19 protein-coding genes are annotated in these 18,402 nt (G+C 44.4%); 18 read left to right on the plus strand and 1 reads right to left on the minus strand.

Annotated elements, in window-relative coordinates:
- Nucleotides 1-2: 2 nt before the first annotated feature.
- The 14 genes from DHU66_RS10870 (at nt 3) to DHU66_RS10925 (ending at nt 15,370) form a co-directional block, all read left to right on the plus strand.
- Nucleotides 3-2,525, plus strand: coding sequence for a DNA methyltransferase (locus DHU66_RS10870; RefSeq protein WP_108775978.1), 2,523 nt, complete (start codon nt 3-5; stop codon nt 2,523-2,525).
- 4 nt (nt 2,526-2,529) lie between these two features.
- On the plus strand, nt 2,530-3,117 hold the full coding sequence (locus tag DHU66_RS10875) for a hypothetical protein (protein WP_108775979.1): 588 nt from the start codon (nt 2,530-2,532) through the stop codon (nt 3,115-3,117).
- A 151-nt stretch (nt 3,118-3,268) separates the two neighbouring features.
- Nucleotides 3,269-3,394 (plus strand): hypothetical protein, encoded by a 126-nt coding sequence (locus DHU66_RS12560; RefSeq protein ID WP_280952647.1) that lies wholly within the window; start codon nt 3,269-3,271, stop codon nt 3,392-3,394.
- A gap of 27 nt (nt 3,395-3,421) precedes the next feature.
- On the plus strand, nt 3,422-6,097 hold the full coding sequence (locus tag DHU66_RS10880) for a DEAD/DEAH box helicase (protein ID WP_108775980.1): 2,676 nt from the start codon (nt 3,422-3,424) through the stop codon (nt 6,095-6,097).
- Nucleotides 6,098-6,100: 3 nt separating this feature from the next.
- Nucleotides 6,101-7,564: a PglZ domain-containing protein gene (locus DHU66_RS10885; protein WP_108775981.1), complete on the plus strand. Its 1,464-nt coding sequence runs from the start codon at nt 6,101-6,103 to the stop codon at nt 7,562-7,564.
- A complete protein-coding gene (locus tag DHU66_RS10890) occupies nt 7,557-8,258 on the plus strand; it encodes a hypothetical protein (protein WP_108775982.1) in 702 nt (233 codons plus the stop codon). The genes DHU66_RS10885 and DHU66_RS10890 overlap by 8 nt, the downstream gene beginning before the upstream one ends.
- 289 nt (nt 8,259-8,547) lie before the next feature.
- A complete protein-coding gene (locus tag DHU66_RS10895; protein WP_108775983.1) occupies nt 8,548-8,883 on the plus strand; it encodes a helix-turn-helix transcriptional regulator in 336 nt (111 codons plus the stop codon).
- A 121-nt stretch (nt 8,884-9,004) separates the two neighbouring features.
- Nucleotides 9,005-10,372: an AfsR/SARP family transcriptional regulator gene (locus tag DHU66_RS10900; protein ID WP_108775984.1), complete on the plus strand. Its 1,368-nt coding sequence runs from the start codon at nt 9,005-9,007 to the stop codon at nt 10,370-10,372.
- Nucleotides 10,373-10,550: 178 nt separating this feature from the next.
- Complete coding sequence (locus DHU66_RS10905; protein ID WP_108775985.1) at nt 10,551-10,847, plus strand: helix-turn-helix domain-containing protein; 297 nt, start codon at nt 10,551-10,553, stop codon at nt 10,845-10,847.
- Nucleotides 10,848-11,152: 305 nt separating this feature from the next.
- Entirely contained in the window at nt 11,153-11,320 is a 168-nt protein-coding gene (locus tag DHU66_RS12275; RefSeq protein ID WP_167836370.1) for a hypothetical protein, read from the plus strand.
- A gap of 39 nt (nt 11,321-11,359) precedes the next feature.
- Entirely contained in the window at nt 11,360-11,770 is a 411-nt protein-coding gene (locus DHU66_RS10910) for a type II toxin-antitoxin system PemK/MazF family toxin (RefSeq protein ID WP_245309534.1), read from the plus strand.
- Between the two features lie 331 nt (nt 11,771-12,101).
- A complete protein-coding gene (locus DHU66_RS10915; protein WP_108775986.1) occupies nt 12,102-14,090 on the plus strand; it encodes a recombinase family protein in 1,989 nt (662 codons plus the stop codon).
- Nucleotides 14,014-14,400, plus strand: a complete 387-nt coding sequence (locus tag DHU66_RS10920; RefSeq protein ID WP_245309538.1) for a macro domain-containing protein — start codon at nt 14,014-14,016, stop codon at nt 14,398-14,400. The genes DHU66_RS10915 and DHU66_RS10920 overlap by 77 nt, the downstream gene beginning before the upstream one ends.
- On the plus strand, nt 14,381-15,370 hold the full coding sequence (locus DHU66_RS10925; RefSeq protein WP_108775987.1) for an SIR2 family NAD-dependent protein deacylase: 990 nt from the start codon (nt 14,381-14,383) through the stop codon (nt 15,368-15,370). The genes DHU66_RS10920 and DHU66_RS10925 overlap by 20 nt, the downstream gene beginning before the upstream one ends.
- Nucleotides 15,371-15,436: 66 nt before the next feature.
- Here DHU66_RS10925 and DHU66_RS12715 read toward each other — a convergent pair whose 3' ends face one another.
- On the minus strand, nt 15,437-15,757 hold the full coding sequence (locus tag DHU66_RS12715; protein ID WP_135358362.1) for a LysR family transcriptional regulator: 321 nt from the start codon (nt 15,755-15,757) through the stop codon (nt 15,437-15,439).
- Nucleotides 15,758-15,853: 96 nt separating this feature from the next.
- Here DHU66_RS12715 and DHU66_RS10935 point away from each other — a divergent pair, with 96 nt between their 5' ends.
- The 4 genes from DHU66_RS10935 (at nt 15,854) to DHU66_RS10950 (ending at nt 18,288) form a co-directional block, all read left to right on the plus strand.
- Nucleotides 15,854-16,831 (plus strand): ketopantoate reductase family protein, encoded by a 978-nt coding sequence (locus DHU66_RS10935; protein ID WP_108775989.1) that lies wholly within the window; start codon nt 15,854-15,856, stop codon nt 16,829-16,831.
- A 75-nt stretch (nt 16,832-16,906) separates the two neighbouring features.
- Nucleotides 16,907-17,155 (plus strand): hypothetical protein, encoded by a 249-nt coding sequence (locus tag DHU66_RS10940; protein ID WP_209451819.1) that lies wholly within the window; start codon nt 16,907-16,909, stop codon nt 17,153-17,155.
- A gap of 141 nt (nt 17,156-17,296) precedes the next feature.
- Complete coding sequence (locus tag DHU66_RS10945) at nt 17,297-17,899, plus strand: hypothetical protein (protein WP_108775990.1); 603 nt, start codon at nt 17,297-17,299, stop codon at nt 17,897-17,899.
- 182 nt (nt 17,900-18,081) lie between these two features.
- Nucleotides 18,082-18,288 (plus strand): hypothetical protein, encoded by a 207-nt coding sequence (locus DHU66_RS10950; RefSeq protein WP_108775991.1) that lies wholly within the window; start codon nt 18,082-18,084, stop codon nt 18,286-18,288.
- The last annotated feature ends 114 nt before the right edge of the window (nt 18,289-18,402 follow it).

Consider the following 18,402-nt stretch of genomic DNA (forward strand, 5'->3'; position numbering starts at 1 on the left):
TTATGGAAAAGAGGAAATTAACAAAAGAGGACATCGATAAAGTCAGAGATATTGATGGTTTCCCGATCGGAACGGATGAAGATATTATTGCTCTCTCAGATGCACCATACTATACTGCATGCCCAAATCCATTCATTGGAGAGTTTATCGAAGAAAATGGACACCCTTACGATGAAAAAACAGATGACTATCATAGAGAACCATTCGCAAGTGATGTAAGTGAAGGAAAGAGTGATGCAATTTATACCGCTCATTCTTATCATACTAAAGTGCCTTATAAAGCTATTATGCGGTATATCCTTCATTATACTGAGCCAGGGGATATTGTTTTCGATGGATTCGCGGGAAGTGGTATGACTGGGATTGCTGCACAGATGTGCGGTCAAGAAAGTGCCGTAAAGCAGCTAATGCCTAAAGCCAAGGTTGGAGAACGACTTTCAATTCTTTCAGATCTTTCTCCTGCGGCACAATATATAACATATAGCTATAATACGAAAATCAATCCATATGAATTCCATAAGGAAGCATCTGAAATTATAGCGTCATGTGAAAAGGAATGTGGGTGGGTATATAAAACTAGACATCCAATTGAGAACAATTCATTTTTTAAAGGTGACTTATATGGTGAAATAAATTATGTAGTCTGGTCTGATGTTTTCATTTGCCCACATTGCGGAAAAGAAATAGTTTTTTATAAGGCTGCATACGATCCTGTTCAATCTAAGGTCCTTGATAAATTCAAATGTGACAATTGCGGAGCTGTTTTAGAAAAAAAAGAATGTGAGCATGCTAAAGAGTATATACAATCGTCAATAAGTTCGGATATAAAATGGATTGGTAAGCAGGTTCCGGTTCTTATCAATTATACTTATGGTGGAAAAAAATATACAAAAATACCCGATGCTGAGGACCTGGAGAATATAGAAAAAATAAACTCGATGGCAATCCCTTATTGGTATCCAAAAAACAAAATGCCTAATGGGGATAATACGCAACAACCGTTGATGTCACATAATTTGCAATATGTAGAAGAGTTTTATACAAAAAGGAACCTTTATGTACTTTCATATTTGAATAAAGCTATTGGTTCATCAAGGGTTCGAATAGCATTTCAGGCAATGAACCCCACGCTGAGCTCAAAATTAGTGCGGTACAACATGGGAAACAGAGGCAATGGGCCACTAAATGGAACGTTATATGTGGCCTCTCTTGTTGCAGAATCAAATGTAATACGTGCATTCAAGGGGAAAGTAGAAGATTTCACAAAAGTTTATGCTTCTACGTCAAGTTTTAATGGAGCTATGTGCAATACAGCATCATCAACTTCGCTGAAAAATATTCCCAATAATAGCATTGATTACATTTTTACTGATCCACCATTCGGAGCGAACATCAATTATTCTGAGTTGAGCTATATTTGGGAAGCATGGTTAAAGGTTACAACTAATAATAGTGATGAGGCAATAATCAATAAAACCCAGCAGAAGGAATTGAGTGATTATCAAGAATTGATGACCGATTGCTTCGTGGAATTTCAAAGAATTTTAAAACCTGGCCGATGGATGACAGTTGAATTTCATAATTCAAAAAATGCTGTTTGGAACAGTATCCAAGAGGGATTGCAAAGAGCTGGTTTTATTATTGCAGATGTAAGGACACTTGATAAGAAGCAAGGAAGTTTCAAACAAGTGACAACTACTACTGCAGTCAAGCAGGACTTGATTATTTCAGCATATAAACCTGTAGAAACTTTTACTGAAGAGTTTAAGTTAAAAGCCGGTAGTGATGAAGCAGTATGGGCGTTTGTGACCCAACACTTGCGTAATTTACCAGTAGCTCCGGATGGAGACCATGATGGCAAAATAGATATAGTGCCAGAACGACAAGGATATTTGTTATATGATCGAATGGTTGCATGGCATGTCATGAATGGGGTTGCGGTACCGATGGATGCAAATGCCTTCTATTTAGGATTAAATGATCATTATTTAATGCGAGATGGAATGTACTTTTTGCCAGATCAAGTAAATGAGTATGATCAAAAAAGATCATTTATGGAACTCGAAAATGTTCAAGAGGCGTTTGCAATCCAAGATGAAAGAGGAGCTATTCAGTGGCTTAATTATGAATTGAACGATCCAAAAACATATGCAGAACTTCAACCTAAGTATCTACAAGAGCTTCATCAGCTCCGCACTGAGAAAATGCCGGAACTAATTGATTTGTTAAATGAAAACTTTCTTCAGGACGAGGAAGGTAAGTGGTATATTCCGGATATTCGTAAAGCTGGTGATGTTGAGAAGCTCCGTCAGAAGAGCTTGCTGAAGGAATTTGAATCTTATTTGGGAGGTAAAGGTAAGCTGAAAGTATTCCGTTCCGAGGCGATAAGAGCAGGTTTCTCAAAGCTTTGGAAGGAAAAGGATTATAAGAACATCGTTGCAATAGCGGAGCGGCTTCCGGAGGCAACGATTCAGGAAGACCCAAATCTCTTGATGTACTATGACATCAGTTTAAGTAGGGTATAAGACATTGAGCGATAGTGTTAAAGAGACAAGTGATTTATCCGATGCTGAGGCGGAGAATGTTCGGCTGGCTGAGCAAGAAAAGCAAGCTGTGTCGTTGTACAAACATGTAAAAGAGTTAGCTCAGTTGAAATATGATGGAGAGTTGAGAAGAGAAGATTCTCTCATTCAGCAGTCCAGTCATATGCAGACTGCATTCTCTTTCATGACGGCTGCCGTTTTCATGGCGCTTCCAATTGTAATTGAACACAGAGGTGTGTTGACCATGAATTTTCTCTTCATCTCTGTGTCAATTATGGTGGGTTTGCTTCTGGTAAGCTTGGTGATGGCTTCAATCGCTCAACGCAGGATAAAGAAGAAGGCTCCTCAAAATGTTTCGGATCTAGAAAAGTTCGTATCGGATAATTGGCAAGATACACTTAAAGAATCGCAGCAGCTGAAACAATGGGTAGATGTGGTTGGCGAAATACAGGAAAGTACTGCAAAAGCCAACGATGAAAGAGTAATTTTTATCCGCTTATCAATGGGATTTTTCCTAGCCTCTGTAGCGGCAATCGTAATTTGTTACATTGTGGCACTCTGTAAAATATTATGAGGACTAATTATGTCAGAAAACCAAACGACAAATGCTGGCAATTCGGAGCCACATTCTCAGAATCCAATGAGTTCCGTTCATACTCCACCGGTTCCTACAACAGAGCAGCGATCCGGAGATAACAGTGAAAATATATCGAGAGGTATAACAGATGTCAGAAGAAAAAAATAAGAATGGAGAATCTCAAGGAGCAGATAATAATCCGATGAAATCTGTTCATACTCCTTCGGTGCCTACAAAAGCGGAAAATGAAATAAATAAGAAGCCGAAGAACTAATAAAACGATATGGAGAGGTGACGATGAATGTTCGATATAGGAGATGTGGTTTATGACCGAACCGCCGCAGCTAATGTGCGGATACTCGAAAAAAATGAAATCTGGGGCTATGTCTCCTATAAAGTATTCAATTCATCAACCGGCAAGGTGTATCGGGCATCAGAGGATCAGTTATCGAAAACTGGAGATTCAGTGCGTTATGACGAAAACTATCTCCGGTATGTAACATTATTGTCGAAAATAAAGAATGAAACCGCCGGGGGAATTCTTTCATCTCTTTCTAGCGGAATCATTCCCTTGCCTCATCAGCTTCATGTATTAAACCGTGCCATGTCAACTAACAACGTTCGCTATATTCTTGCAGACGAAGTTGGTCTTGGAAAGACGATTGAAGCCGGCATGGTTATTAAGGAAATGAAGACGAGAGGGCTGATCAACCGGATTTTAGTTGTCTGCCCGACCGGCTTGGTTACACAATGGTCGACCGAGATGCAGGAGAAGTTTCATGAGAAGTTCAATGTGATACTTCCCTCGGACTATGACACAATTCGCAGACTCACAGATAACGATGACGTATATGGTCAGTTTGATCAGGTGATATCTCCTATGGATTCCATCAAGCCAATTGAAAAGAGAGCTGGATGGACGGATGAACGTGTTGAGAAGTATAACGAGGAACGCATTTACTCGATCATTAACAGTGGCTGGGATCTGATTATCATTGATGAGGCTCATAGAGTTGCTGGATCCAGCGGTGAAGTCGCCAGGTATAAACTTGGGTATTTGCTATCCCAGGCAAGCCCGTATTTGCTTTTGTTGACGGCCACGCCGCATAATGGCAAAACTGAACCGTTTCTGCGGTTGGTCCGTTTGCTGGATGAAGATGCCTTCCCGAATGCGAAATCTGTTGTAAAAGAACAGGTTGCACCGTTCTTAATTCGCACCGAGAAGCGTGAAGCTATCGATAACAACGGAAATCGCCTCTTTAAGAACCGTGAGACGCATCTGGTCGTCCTGAATTGGGATGAAAGGCATACTTGTCAGAGAGAATTATATGAACGTGTAACGGCATATGTCCGTCAGACATATAATAAAGCGCTCCGCAACAGAAAGAAGAACATGACACTCATCTTCCTGCTGATTATTATGCAGAGGATGGTGACAAGCTCAACGACTGCGGTGAAAAAGAGCCTGATGCGCCGGCTGCAGGTCTTGCTGAACCAGGAAACGAAACTCAGCAATATGACCGAGGAAGATTTTGCAGAACTTGATATAGAAGATGGATCTGAAGATGCTCTTCAGGCTGTTTCACTGGACGTGAAAGAAGAGATCAGCGAGCTTGAAGAGATAATTGAAATTGCAAAGCAGGCGGAATATCAGTATCCAGATGTAAAAATTGAAGAACTGACGGAATTGATTGATAAACTTTTAACGCAAGATGCAAACCAGAAGATCATCATTTTTACAGAATTTGTTGCGACGCAGGAGTATCTGAAAGGTATCCTGGAAAAGCGTGGGTATACAGTATCGATCTTGAATGGTCAGATGAGCATAGAAGACCGGAATCTGGCTCTGCAGGAGTTCCGTGAGAAAACAAATATTTTCATTTCAACCGATGCGGGCGGTGAAGGCCTTAACCTGCAGTTTTCGAATATTGTCATCAACTATGATCTCCCATGGAATCCGATGAAGATTGAGCAGAGATGCGGTCGTGTAGATCGTATCGGACAGAAACGAGATGTTGAAATTTATAACTTCATTATTGAGGATACAGTGGAGAATCGTGTCCGCCAGGTACTTGAAGAAAAGCTCTCAGTTATCCTGGAAGAGATGGGTGTCAATAAATACTCAGATGTTCTTGACAGCGAAGTGGCTGAAGTAGACTACACCGATGTATACATGCACTCGATTGCAAAACCGTACAACATCGATAAGAATCTGTATCCGGTTGAGCATGAGGTAAAAGAGCAGGTTGCCAATGCACAGAAATATAAGGACATCATAAAAGAAGATAAGGATCTGTCGCAGCTTGTCGGCAAAGAGTCCAACTTCGATGTGGAAGCAGCACTCCGGATGACGATTACATACTATGATGCATGGCGCGGCGAAGATCCTAAACTGATCTTGGATCGTCTTTCAATCAATGATGATGTTTTCACAGAGCATATCCGAAAGAATATCCGACAGAATCACTTCTCGGAGCTGATGTCAGTGTCGATCAAGGATTTTCCGAATGAGGAAGGTTATTTCATGCTTTGGGAGTTATCTGTCACCGATGCTGAAGATGCGCAGAGGATCCTGCCGATATTTGTGAATGATGATTTTGTGCTGCGGCCGATGGCTGGCCAGCGAATCATGGATGTTTTCCTGAACCCAAGCTCCAGGCTGACGGTCAAACAAGTGCCTAATGTATCTGAAGAAGTATATGGGCAGCTGCAGAAATTGAGCATGAATTTTGCTTATGAAAGCTTCTTGGCATTGAAGGATAAGCAGATTAAGCGGGAGGAAGAGAATTACAGAAAATATAAATATGCTCTGTCACTTCGCACAGAAGCAGCGCAGCATATCGGGATCGATAATATTCGCATTGCTCGTCTGAAAAAACTGCACGAAGAAGGGCAGGATATTGAACGTAAGCATCAAGAAGGACAGCGATTATATCCGGAGTTCAACCTGATGCTGCTTGTTAGATTGGAGGCGTAATCCGTGTTTGGAGACTATGTGTATGAGCAGTCGGCGGCAAACTGGGATCATAAATTGTTAATAGAAGATTATTCCGGCATCGGCTTTGCTGCTTCATGCACGGATGTCTTTCTGAGAAATGGGTTCCATATTATTCCTTATTTGGATGATCTATCTTTCCGACTGAATTCATATGATGAGCTGTTAGATCAGGATAAGAAGATTGTAGTTCTATTGGAAGAACGAAAATACGTGCCATATGACGTAAGCAGACGCCTACACTGCTATCAGCTGTCCTTTGAAAAACTGTTTCCGAAGCTTAACAGCGATGCATTGCGCGATCAGAAATCATTGGATCTGAATTTGCTTTCAGAAGCTTATGTGAAAAATTATGAGGACCAGCGCAGCAAGAGCAGAACCGAGGATTTTTTGAGTAAGAAAGTATATGTAGCGGATAATGCCATAAATGTAGTCCGTGAGTCCTATGCGCAGCTTCTCTCATTAGCCAAACGTGGCTGCAACTATAAAGACTGGATGAAGATAGCGGAAGGCAAAGCAAGGATTGACATACTTTCCTGCCAATATCAGCTGGATTTTGATTCGTCGGAACTGAACCGGATTTTTGAGACATTTGTTATTCAGAATTTTGGAAAGCTGTCCGGCGAAATTGACTGGCATACACCAGTCCTTGTCAGCAAGGCCATGGATTACATGAGCGCGAAAAGTAAGAAGTTCGCACTGGTGGTAATGGACGGAATGAGTGAGTTTGACTGGGATGTGCTGTCAGAATCTTTTGAAGGTATTCATTACTCAAGATCCGCAGCAATGGCTATGGTGCCGACAATTACTTCTGTTTCCAGACAATGCTTGGTTGCCGGAAAGTATCCGCGTGAACTTATCAATCCATGGAAACAGGAGAAGGAGAAGCAGGAATTCACACAATGTGTGAAGAATTTGGGGTATAAAGACCAGCAGATTCAGTATGGCAGAGGTTATGACTTTGAACCGGAAACATTCTCAAAGTGCTGTTGCGTAATCATAAATGACTGTGATGATATGGTGCATGGTCAGAAACAAGGAATGCCCGGCATGTATCAGGATATGAAGCTTTTAGCCGGACAAGGAAAACTTGCGGAATTGACGAGAAGACTGATTCGCAAAGGATTTGATGTATATATTTCGGCAGATCATGGAAACACGGAATGCATTGGCGCAGGGCTTTTGAAAGGCACAGGTGTTGAAACTGAGACAAAAAGTCATCGCATGATTGTCTTGAAGGATTATGCAAACCAGGATCAGTTAAAAGAGAAATATTCTCTAATCGAATTTCCCAAATATTATCTGAACAAAGAGCTGAATTATCTGATCTGTGAATGTGGAGAATCCCTAGATGCGAAGGGCATGCGTGTCATGAGTCACGGGGGAATTACGCTAGACGAAGTAGTTGTCCCTTTTATCGAGATCAAGGCAGGTGAAAACAATGGCTAAAATGGTAGGTTTATCAAGAAATATTAAGTTGCCTTGGCTAAATAAGACGTACGAACTTATGCAGCAAGGTTTGGTATATGAGGATTTAAAAAATCAGCTTAATGAATATTTGAGCTTTGAAATAACAAGTCCAATAAACATTCGGAAGACGAGGGAAATTCTTCTCCACATTCTTTACTATGAGAATCCGACATCAGAGAAAATCCGCGAGGATGGTTTGGAGCTTCTTGCAAAATATCCAGAAGATCGAACCGCGATCTATTGGGCTTTGATGTTAAGCGTGTATCCGGTATTTAAGGATATAACGTTTATTATCGGAAAACTGGCTGAATTTCAAGATGAATTTACTTTGACTCAGGTAAAGCAGAAGATGTACGACGAATGGGGTGAAAGGTCCGCAATCTTTCATTCCACGGATAAAATTTTTGCAACGATGAAGGCGATGGGGGCCTTAAAATCTACCAAAGGCCAGTACGAGATCATTCGTCAGGATGTTAAGCAGCCTGACATTAGTAGCTTTATGCTTTACACAATGATGAGTATAGAGGAGAGCGCATACAGATCTGCTGAGGAACTGAACAATATATATAGTTACTTTCCATTCAAATATACAATCACTCGAGAGCAATTGCTACAAAACGAGAATTTTACATTGAGCACATTCGGAAATGAGATCGCGGTCGGTATTAAATAATTTGAAAAATATCGATGTCGTGACAATGGAAACAAAAAGTGTCTATTGATTAGGAGGAGATACATGAACATGAGGAGTAAAAATTTTTAAGACCATTCTTCGCATATGAATGGGCGTTACATAGCTCGAAGCGTCGGTGCAGAAAGCCTACGCTCCGGGCTTTTTCTTTGGAAAAGATTAAAATTCAATTACTTCAAGTAGAAGTAAAATTGGGGATCATCACGGTAGTCCCGCCAACGAGGCGTAAATTCTATACTCCTAGTAGACGAACAGGCGGGAGGTGATCGACATGCATGCAGAATCTGAAATTGATTTTAAAGCAGTCGGTCAGCGTGTGCTTATGATTCGAAACAATGCACGTTTATCCCGCGATGACTTCGGATCACGTATTGGTGTTGGAGGCAAGCACGTCAGAAACATCGAAAAAGGTGTAAGACGTTTATCTCCGGAAGTGGCCTTCAATATCTGTCGCGAGTTTCCTGAATATTCAATGGATTATCTATTCAGAGGAGTACCAGTCGACAGAACAGACAATCTCTATGTTCGGATATCTCGTCTTCCAGAAGCAAAAAGGGATTTTGCGTTGAATATATTGGACAGCATAGAAAAACAAGACATGGACTAAGTGTTCGAATCAGCATACGGCAGACCGCAATGAGGCGGCCTAATACAAAATTCAAGCGCAGGACCGCCATAATCAGCGGCTCTGCGCTTTTTCCGTTACATATAAATCGGAGGAAAGTATTATGAAAATTAACGGAAAATCAGATCAGTCCATGATGGTGCTTGAAATGCACCGGGACAAATTCAAAAGCGATGAAGAATTTATCGCTTATCTGCGTGACTCCAGTACTGCGTTGGAATCGGTTCAGACAATTTTGCTGGAAGACGGATATCCGGAGAGAGTATTGGAGAAATGCATGCGGATGCTGCTCACGTATTATGATGCGGACTGGTGTGGTGCGATCAATGCAGACCTGGAAGTTGGCATCTGGACGCCGGTATGGTGGGTAGATGCAACAGCGGGATTCCAAGCACCGACGCTTTTCCATGAATTTGAGCTGCCGTCTAATTACGTACACTGGGTGGAAGCATTAACCAGCAATCATCCGGTGATTGTAGAAGATGTCGAGGCAGTGAAAGACCAGGATCCGGAGGAATATGTAAATTATAAACGGCTTGAAGTGCAAAGTGTTCTGGGTGTGCCATATTACAAGGGATCGACAGGTTTCCTGATTGTCCGTAATCCGAAGCGGTATTTCTTCCAGCTGACGCCACTGGTCATGACATCTTACATTGTTGCGGCCGAAACGAATGATATTCGACTGATGCTGGCAAATCAGAACCAGATCATGAGTGAAGGAATCCGTGAGAAGAATGATGTCATCATCACTATGCTGGGCGACATGACTATCTCCAGTTATTACGGAACAATCAGCGAAGAAAAAATCAGTAAGACGGGAATCGAGAGAATCCTTGCCTATATGGCACTGCACCCGAAGAAAGCTGTTACATCAACCAGACTTGCCCAGGAACTTTATCCAAATGAAAATTCTGTGGATGGTGCCAATAAGATCAAGCACTTGATTTATCATTTCCGCAAGAGTTTCGGTGGTCTCTTCGATCAGGGCAGCAAGCTGATTGTTACAACATCCTCTGGCTATCGACTGGATCCCGCTCTGCATGTTTCAACAGACTGCATGTTCTTTGATTCCTTGTTGAAAGAAGCAAGAAGCGAGAAGGATATAACGAGGAAGACATTCCTGCTCCGCCAGGCAGCAAAGTTATACAAAGGATACATGCTTCCGGAAATTTCATCGGAGATGTGGCTTCTACCAACAGCGATGCACTATACAAAGAAATACCTGGATGTTTCGATTCAGCTCTGCAAGCTTCTCTATGATCAGAAGGATTACTGTCGATGCGAGGAGCAGGCACTTCTTGCATTGAAATACATCCCGGATTCCAGATGGCTTTATTACTGGCTGATCCGTTCGCTTAAGGCCAGAGATTTGACAACGCTGGCTTCTCGCAACCAGAAGAATGCAGAAAAGGTTTTGGAGGAAGATGATTATCAGATGCTCCTGAAGGATCTTCAGGAAGGCAAAAAGTAGCCGTAAGGACTGCGTTTCTTCTTGCGACCTGAATGCGACCGGTTTTGCGACCTTGCAGTGACCCAATATCTGCATGCGACTTTTATGCGACCGGCTAAGCGACCATAGATGCGACTCCCCTGGAGTAGGCTTGTAATCGTAATCGCGATTGCAATCTGAATCCAAGGGAGTTTTTATTATGAATTTCAATCAAAAAGAGATAGGCCAAAGAGTCCATGAACTCCGTATCGGCCGTCAGCTCAGCCTGGATCAACTGGCTGATGCTGTCAACTGCAGCCGCGATCATCTATATAGGGCAGAGCGTGGAGAACCCAGGCACGGCTTCTCTATCGATATTCTCATTGAAATTGCTCAGTACTTTGACGTCAGTCTGGATTATCTGATTCTCGGAGAAGCGGGGAATAATCAAGCCATCCGGCAAGAATTGATGCGCATCTCAGTAGAATTGAAGATGCTTTGCGGTAAGATTCGCTGAATGGCGCACGGCACCATAATCTTAGGCAGGTCGCGCCGATGAACCAAAAGAAAGCAGAACTTAGAATTTGAGCATAAGCAGACAGTATCACATCGTGTCACTGCTGCTTAATGCTCCTTGACAAATACCGCTTCAGAACCAGTTGCGGTCAGAGCAGACCCGAAACGTTACGCTGAGGATGAGCCGGCAGGCTGATGGCGCCATGACCCCGTAAGGGCGAGCGATCAACATCAGGTTCCTGCAGCAGTTTCCTGCAAAAACTGCAGCGATGATCCCTCAGCCCACAATGATACTCCCGTATGGCTATGGCTTGTGTGAAAGGAATAACTCCGAAAGCTGTGGGTGCGGCCGGTGACGAACCGCCGGAGGCTGAGATGCCTGTGATGCTGCGGCAGCAGCATATTCTGCAAAAAGAGATCAAAAAGTATTCAAACCAAAAGATTCTAGAGTTTGGATCCGTGCTGTTTCTTTGACACGGATCCGGACACTTTATACGAAACAGGAGGATCCCAATGGGAAACGTAGTTGAGATGAAACAGCGAATATCCTCCGGCTGGGTATGCCACAGGGGCGATATTTACATAGCGAACTTGAATCCTTATCAAGGAGCAGAACAGGGCGGGATCCGTCCGGTCCTGGTTCTGCAGAATAACCTTGGAAATCTGTACAGTCCGACGCTGATTGTTGCGCCGATGACCAAGGAGATCAAACGGATCGATCTTCCTACTCACATCTATATTCGACATGCCGGTGATCTGAAAAGACCATCGATTGTTGCTCTGGAGCAGATCCGGACCATCGATAAGTCCCGTCTGCATCGCTATATCGGAAAGTTATCACCCTTACAGATGAACCTGGTAGACAAGGGTATTAAGAGAAGTCTCGGCATTGAGAACGGTCCGGAATATGATGATGCTTCCTGAAAGAGACATCCCGAATTTCCGGATCGACATCCTCAACAAATCAATCAATACGAAATAAACTGGCGGCAGGTAGGCAATCATACCTCCGCCTGTTCTGTTGAATGGAGGTATGAAATGCAGGCCATTATACACACAGGAGCAGAAAGCGAACCGTACATCAGGCTCCTTGTTCAGAAAAGAGCTGATCTTGCGACAAAGATCATTGAAGACTGGCAGCCGGCACAGCTGAAGGCCCTTCTCGCTGAATGGCAGAAGGATAGCCCTTCAGGAAAGAAAGCCGCCTGACAGCTGCGGAGGCGTTCATGCCTCTAGTCGAAGGAGGTAATGCGAAATGAGAAGACGACGGACTGCCATCATGGGTGAAGATACCCGAAAGGTAGCCATCTACACCAGAAAATCAGTCATCACAAATAAAGGTGACAGTATCGGCGTTCAGATGAAGCAGAGCGCTGATTTTGCAATCAATCAGCTGAAGCTGCCGGAGGATTATGAATTTGCTCAGTACAGTGACAAAGGTTTAAGCGGCTATTATGCCGATCGACCGGATTTTCAGAGAATGCTGCATGATATCGATGCCGGCAAGATCAGAGCGGTTGCCTGTTATAAGCTGGATCGTATCAGCCGTAAGACTTCCGATCTGATGAGATTACTGGAGTATCTTGAGAAGAATGATGTCATTCTTCTTGTCTGCTCCAATAACATCAATACACAGATCAGCACATCCAAGATTATCATTCAGGTCCTTGCGATCATCGCGGAATTTGAACGTGACATCCTGACGGAACGTATCCAGGACAACCTGATGGAGCTTTCCAAGGATGGACGCTGGATGGGAGGTCAGACACCGACCGGATTTGATAAAGAGCGGGTCGCCATCGGCAGCGGCAAAAACAAAAGCGCCATCAGCTTTCTTGTCACGATCCCGGAACAGAAAGAACTGATTCAGCTGATCTTTAAGAAGTTCCTGGAGACACGGTCCTATAACCAGACTAAGGATTATCTGAATGAGAACGGCTACACGACAAAGAACGGACTACCATACCGGTTGCGGGCAATCAGCGATATCCTGCATAATCCGGTATACTGCACCGCCGATCAGAATTCCTATCAATATTTCCTAGATAACGGAGCAAATGTTGCGGGAAACATCGAGGATTTCGATGGCAAACACGGGCTGAGCGGTTATAATAAAACCGATCACGTAAAAGATGAACGTGAAGACTCAACGTTCTTCAACCCCAAGTTCACGCAGCTCTGTTTCCGGAAACCTTTGAATGAGTGGATCGTATCGGTTGGAAAGCATGAGCCTTTTATTTCATCGGAAGACTGGATCGCCGCACAGGATCTGATGCTGGCCATTGAGGAACAGTACAATCGTCCGCACCGCAAGACAAATGCCTTGCTTGCCGGATTGATGATCTGCCCGAAATGCGGTAAGAGACTGAATGTCGTATCAGAGCCCGGACGTTGGACCAGAGGAAGGCCGCGCTTCAAATATGTCTGCCCCGGATTCCGGAAAAAGGAATGCGACTTTCTGGCTGTGGACGGCGTAAAGCTGGACGATCAGGTCGTTAGACAGCTTTCTTCTCTGGTTGACGAGCAGAAGGATACCTACTTCAAGATGATTGAAGCAAGGATTCGGGAGCTTTCCAGATCAGATGCCGCGGAACGCGAGTATCAGGAGACAAAGAAGGATGTCGAGAAGATCAAAGCAGACATTGCAGCGCAGGTCCGGAACCTGCGTGGTGCGGATGATGTTCTGAAGAAATTCATTCAGGAAGATGTGACAGCGATGTCCGCTGACCTTCGTCGTAAAGAAGAAATACTGGCACGGCTGGAAGCAGAGCGCGATGACAATTCCCAGAGCATCGAGGACCTCTCACAGGTCAAAAAGAAACTGCTAGAGTTCAAAGAATCGTGGAAGACGGCTACACCGGAAGAACTGGTATCGATGATTCAGGCAGTCGTTGAGAGAGTCTATGTCGTCTACGAAGACGAAGAACCGGTTGCCCACATATTTCTGAAAGGTTGTATCAAAGAAGACTACACCAGCTTCTTTGATACAGCTGGTTACATACCGTTTACTGGCACAGGGGTTCTGAAGGTCGATTTATGTATGAATCAGGAGCAGATAAATCCTGCTCAGGAAACCATACATACACATCTGTCGACCTCCGACAAGAGCCGGGAACTGCATTCACACCTTTGCCGGAGTCCAGCTCCGGGCGGAGTGCAACCGGCAGATGGATCAGCTGCGCAGCAGGTATGGACAGGATTACGAGCAGCCGACGGCTGTTCCAATGCTGACGGATGCCTATAATCTTCCTGCGAAAAAGGTAATTCATATCGTAGGCCCGATTGTGCAAAATGAGCTGACGCCGGAACTTGAAAAGAATCTGGCGGACTGCTACCTGAATACCTTGGATATGTGTCTTGATCAGGATTTGAAAAGCGTGGCGTTCTGCTGCATCTCCACTGGAGTATTCCATTTTCCAAACAAGCGTGCAGCTCAGATTGCCGTCAGCACCGTGGACAGATGGCTCTTGCAGCATCCGGGCAGTATGGAAAGAGTGATCTTTAATGTTTTTAAAGATGAGGACAAAAAATACTATGACGAACTTATACGATGAAATGCCGAATGGATATCAGGAGAGCATTCAGAAGGGACTCAGTGCGGTGCGGCATTTCAGCAGAAACATGTCATTGTCAACAGGTTCCAAGGAGGAACAAATTGCCAGATTAAAGAAAGAGATCGAAGCAGCAGATGCAGTCGTGATCGGAGCGGGGGCTGGCCTTTCCACGTCTGCCGGACTGACCTATAGTGGAGAGCGATTTGAAAGATACTTCTTTGACTTTGCAAGGAAATATCACATCCGTGATATGTATTCCGGCGGGTTCTATCCCTTTCCTGACGAAGAAACACGCTGGGCATGGTGGGCAAGGCATATCTATTTCAACCGATATATTGATGCGCCGAAGCCTGTCTATCAGCAACTGCTCTCACTTGTGAAAGATAAGGATTATTTTGTTGTTACAACAAATGTAGATCATCAGTTTCAGAGAGCAGGCTTTGATAAAAAGCGTCTGTTCTACACCCAGGGAGACTATGGACTTTTCCAGAGCGTTAACTCATCCATGCAGAAAACCTATGATAATGAAGAATGGGTAATGAAAGCAATGGAGGTCCAGGGGTTCATAAGGGACGAGAATGGATTGTTTCAGGTTCCTGAAAGTGGTGAACTGAAAATGAAGATTCCATCATCACTCATTCCGAAATGTCCGGATGAAGGATCTGATGTGACCATGAATCTTCGCGCAGATGATTCCTTTGTCGAGGATGAAGGGTGGCACAGAGCGTCTGCTGCATATGCGGACTTCCTGCGCAGACATGAGCACCTTCAAGTGCTTTACCTGGAACTTGGCGTGGGGGCCAACACACCCGTCATTGTGAAGTATCCATTCTGGCAAATGACACTTGCAAATGAAAAGTCAGTGTATGCTTGTATCAATTATGGCGAGGCGTTTTGTCCGGGCGAAATTGCAAACAGGAGCATCTGTATCAATGGGGATATTGGTGATGTGTTTGCAAAAATAAAATAATAACAGGGATTTAAAAGGAAAATCCGGCTTCCAAACTGCCGTCATCGGTAGTAAGGGAGCCTTGTTTTATGCTTCGATATCGATCATGATGCCGGATTTGAATTCCACGGTGAAGTGGCTGGAGAAAACGGTGATCTGACTGATGAGCTTTCTAACCAGGCGATCATCAAATTCTGTGTTATTAAGAGTGACATCATGCATGCTGCGGAAGAATACTTCATAAACGAGCTCATTTTCCAATGCCCGGATTATTCTGGTGATACCGGATCGCGTATCATGCAAGGCTTCAGCTGCGGTACTGCGGCTTTGGCTATTTGCGATTCCGAAAATGATTTGACACAGATTCCATTCACGCCTAAACTCAGAATAGTTAGCTATGGCAAACATTTCGCGTATGAGCAGCAATTAACTGTGCAGAATGAATATTTAAATCGGATGGATATCTGATATCGCAGGGAAACAGAGCATAAGAGGATACGAAAGATGAAGGTTCTGGTATATGGCGTCGGTGTCATTGGATCGCTGACGGTGCATGAGCTGTGCAAGGCAGGAAATGATGTCACCGTCATTGCAAGAGGGCACTGGAGGCAGGTGCTGCAGGAAAAGGGACTGCGGATCCGCTGCGGCAGAAAGGAATGGACAGAGCATCCCAGGGTACTGTCCCAGTATGATGGCGCTTTTTATGATGTTGTCTTTTCGATCATGCAGAACCAGCAGCAGGAGAAAATGCTGGAAACACTGGCTGGTATCCGTTGTGCATACCTGGTGCTGACGGGAAATAATCTGCAGAGTGCACAAATGCAGGAAAAGCTGCAGGAGCTGGGAGTGGAGGCAGAGAAGATTCTGTTTGGCTTTCAGATCAGTGCCGGCCGGCGGCATGAGGATGATACGGAAGCTGTCACTTTTGGCAAACCACAGATGACGGTCGGACATCTGAAAAAGGAAATGGATAACCGGGAGAAGAACTTTTTCCTGTTGCTGTTTCAGGATTCGGATATGAAGCTTGTCTTCATGGATGATATGGAGAGCTGGTATGCCTGTCATGCTGCTTTTGTGCTTCCGATTGCATATCTTGCCTATTCCTTTCACTGCGATCTGTGCCATAGCAGTTTGGCTGATATCAGAGATTACCTGCAGGCAGGCAAAGAAGCCTATGGCTTTCAGAAGTCCATCGGTATGCAGATCCGGCCGGAAGGGGATGAGAAGAACCTGGAAGGCATACGGGGAGCGATGCTGACCTTATGCATGTGGATTGCCGCCAGAACAAAGCTGGGAGAACTGGCTGTGACGGATCACTGCCGCAATGCTGTGGGTGAAATGCAGTATCTGGATGAATGCTTTCAGGAGATGCGCAAACAGAATTCTGCTTTCAGAATGCCATGTTTTGATGCACTGCGCAGCCGGATGCCATCGTGGAGTGAACTCCATCTTCTCTGTGATCAGAAAAAAGATACTGTATGAAATACAGAGTATCGGGAGAACTGTGCATGCTCTGAACGATGTGCTATATTTTCTGACAGATGAGGAGGCTTGATGATGACCAGAGAAGAAGCTATTGATGAAGTCAGAAAATTGGTGGCAGCACCATCCTGCTGCAAGGAGGCAAAGGCTGCGGGTGAGGCATATCTCAGGGCAATCGGTACAGCTCAACAGAAAGCTGCAGCAAAGGAACTGCTGAAGGAACTTGAGGAAGATGTTACATCTATTGAAGATTTGATCGCACTTGCCAGGTCTGAACAAGGGATAAAGATCTTTGGTGCAGACAGAGTCGGGGCGCTGCTGTAACAGGCAGAAAAAGCAAAGGCAGCCGGCGGCAGATACTGTGTCTGCCCGGCTTGCCAGGCCGGCGGTAAGCTGTTGGAACACCCTGAGGCGCTGCTGTAAAGCTATACAGAGCAAAACAGGAGAATAGGAGAATATCAGCTGATGAAATACAGAATCGAAGAAAACCAATTTACGGCAGTGCATACAAGAGCTTCATATTTTCCGGAAGGAATAGCTGAGCTCTGTAAAGCCGATAAGCAGCTGCCTGATGAAAATACATATCTGAAGGTGAATAACCTTGTGTTTCATAACGGTACTATTGATGTGGATGTCTGCGGAAAACTGCTGCCAGATGCACCGGAATATGCAAGAGGCTTTATTGGAATTGTGTTCCGTGCCAATGAAAACAACAGTGAGTTTGAATCTTTCTATATCCGGCCGACAAACGGGAGGGACTGTACGGATCCCATCAGAAAGAAACATGGCTGCCAGTATTTCTCTTATCCTGGCTATACATTTTCTTATTTCCGTGAGTTTGAAATCACGGCCTATGAAGGCCGGGTGGATACAATTGCTCTGGGAAAATGGAGCCATATCAGAGCAGAGATTGCTGATGAAAAAGGAACATTCTTTGTTGATGGCATCAAAGTGCTGGAAGTGAATGGATTGAAACATGGCGCAGATGCAAAAGGCACCGTCGGATTATATGTTGATGTTGGCACTGACGGCTTTTTCAGAAATCTCGAAATCAATTGTTCTGACTGAGAGGTTAACAACCCGCAGCTAGAACTGCAGGCTTGTAAAAGCCTTGGTTGACTAGCCTGAGTACCGTTGTACACGCTATGTACGCTAACAGTACTACGTTGTCTTGGTCATCAGACCCGTGGACGTAATGCCTAATCTGCGGCTCTCTGGCCTGTCAATAAAGTTCTAAGGGTAGGAACGGTGTGACAGGTGTAAAAAGCTTTGACAACATTGGCTGTGGCATATGTACGACCCGCTGCCGCTTTGATGCCATCCATCTGGTGTTGGAGCATCCGGAAGCCAGAAAGATGGTGCCTGCAGAAGATACAATGAAGGAAGTACTGCCGTATGCGGTCCGCAGAGCAGGCAGGATTGTCATCCATAAGATGAAATCAGCTGTAAAGTCATAATTATACGCTAACTGGAAATCTCATCACGCAGCACGCTGTGATGGGATTTTTTGTCCGCAAAGCACGATGGTCTGCCAGTTCTGCGAGAGAACATGCCAGGTTCATTCTGCCTGT

The sequence above is a fragment of the Lactimicrobium massiliense genome (genome assembly GCF_900343155.1).
GTDB classification, from domain to species: Bacteria; Bacillota_I; Bacilli_A; order Erysipelotrichales; family Erysipelotrichaceae; genus Bulleidia; species Bulleidia massiliensis.

Bases quoted from the DNA above. Each gene is read 5' to 3' on its own strand.
- DHU66_RS10870 (WP_108775978.1), top strand. From the start codon at position 3: ATGGAAAAGAGGAAATTAACAAAAGAGGACATCGATAAAGTCAGAGAT.
- DHU66_RS12560 (WP_280952647.1), top strand. From the start codon at position 3,269: ATGTCAGAAGAAAAAAATAAGAATGGAGAATCTCAAGGAGCAGATAAT.
- DHU66_RS10880 (WP_108775980.1), top strand. From the start codon at position 3,422: ATGTTCGATATAGGAGATGTGGTTTATGACCGAACCGCCGCAGCTAAT.
- DHU66_RS10890 (WP_108775982.1), top strand. From the start codon at position 7,557: ATGGCTAAAATGGTAGGTTTATCAAGAAATATTAAGTTGCCTTGGCTA.
- DHU66_RS10895 (WP_108775983.1), top strand. From the start codon at position 8,548: ATGCATGCAGAATCTGAAATTGATTTTAAAGCAGTCGGTCAGCGTGTG.
- DHU66_RS10900 (WP_108775984.1), top strand. From the start codon at position 9,005: ATGAAAATTAACGGAAAATCAGATCAGTCCATGATGGTGCTTGAAATG.
- DHU66_RS10905 (WP_108775985.1), top strand. From the start codon at position 10,551: ATGAATTTCAATCAAAAAGAGATAGGCCAAAGAGTCCATGAACTCCGT.
- DHU66_RS12275 (WP_167836370.1), top strand. From the start codon at position 11,153: ATGGCTTGTGTGAAAGGAATAACTCCGAAAGCTGTGGGTGCGGCCGGT.
- DHU66_RS10910 (WP_245309534.1), top strand. From the start codon at position 11,360: ATGGGAAACGTAGTTGAGATGAAACAGCGAATATCCTCCGGCTGGGTA.
- DHU66_RS10915 (WP_108775986.1), top strand. From the start codon at position 12,102: ATGAGAAGACGACGGACTGCCATCATGGGTGAAGATACCCGAAAGGTA.
- DHU66_RS10920 (WP_245309538.1), top strand. From the start codon at position 14,014: ATGGATCAGCTGCGCAGCAGGTATGGACAGGATTACGAGCAGCCGACG.
- DHU66_RS10925 (WP_108775987.1), top strand. From the start codon at position 14,381: ATGACGAACTTATACGATGAAATGCCGAATGGATATCAGGAGAGCATT.
- DHU66_RS12715 (WP_135358362.1), bottom strand. From the start codon at position 15,757: ATGTTTGCCATAGCTAACTATTCTGAGTTTAGGCGTGAATGGAATCTG.
- DHU66_RS10935 (WP_108775989.1), top strand. From the start codon at position 15,854: ATGAAGGTTCTGGTATATGGCGTCGGTGTCATTGGATCGCTGACGGTG.
- DHU66_RS10940 (WP_209451819.1), top strand. From the start codon at position 16,907: ATGACCAGAGAAGAAGCTATTGATGAAGTCAGAAAATTGGTGGCAGCA.
- DHU66_RS10945 (WP_108775990.1), top strand. From the start codon at position 17,297: ATGAAATACAGAATCGAAGAAAACCAATTTACGGCAGTGCATACAAGA.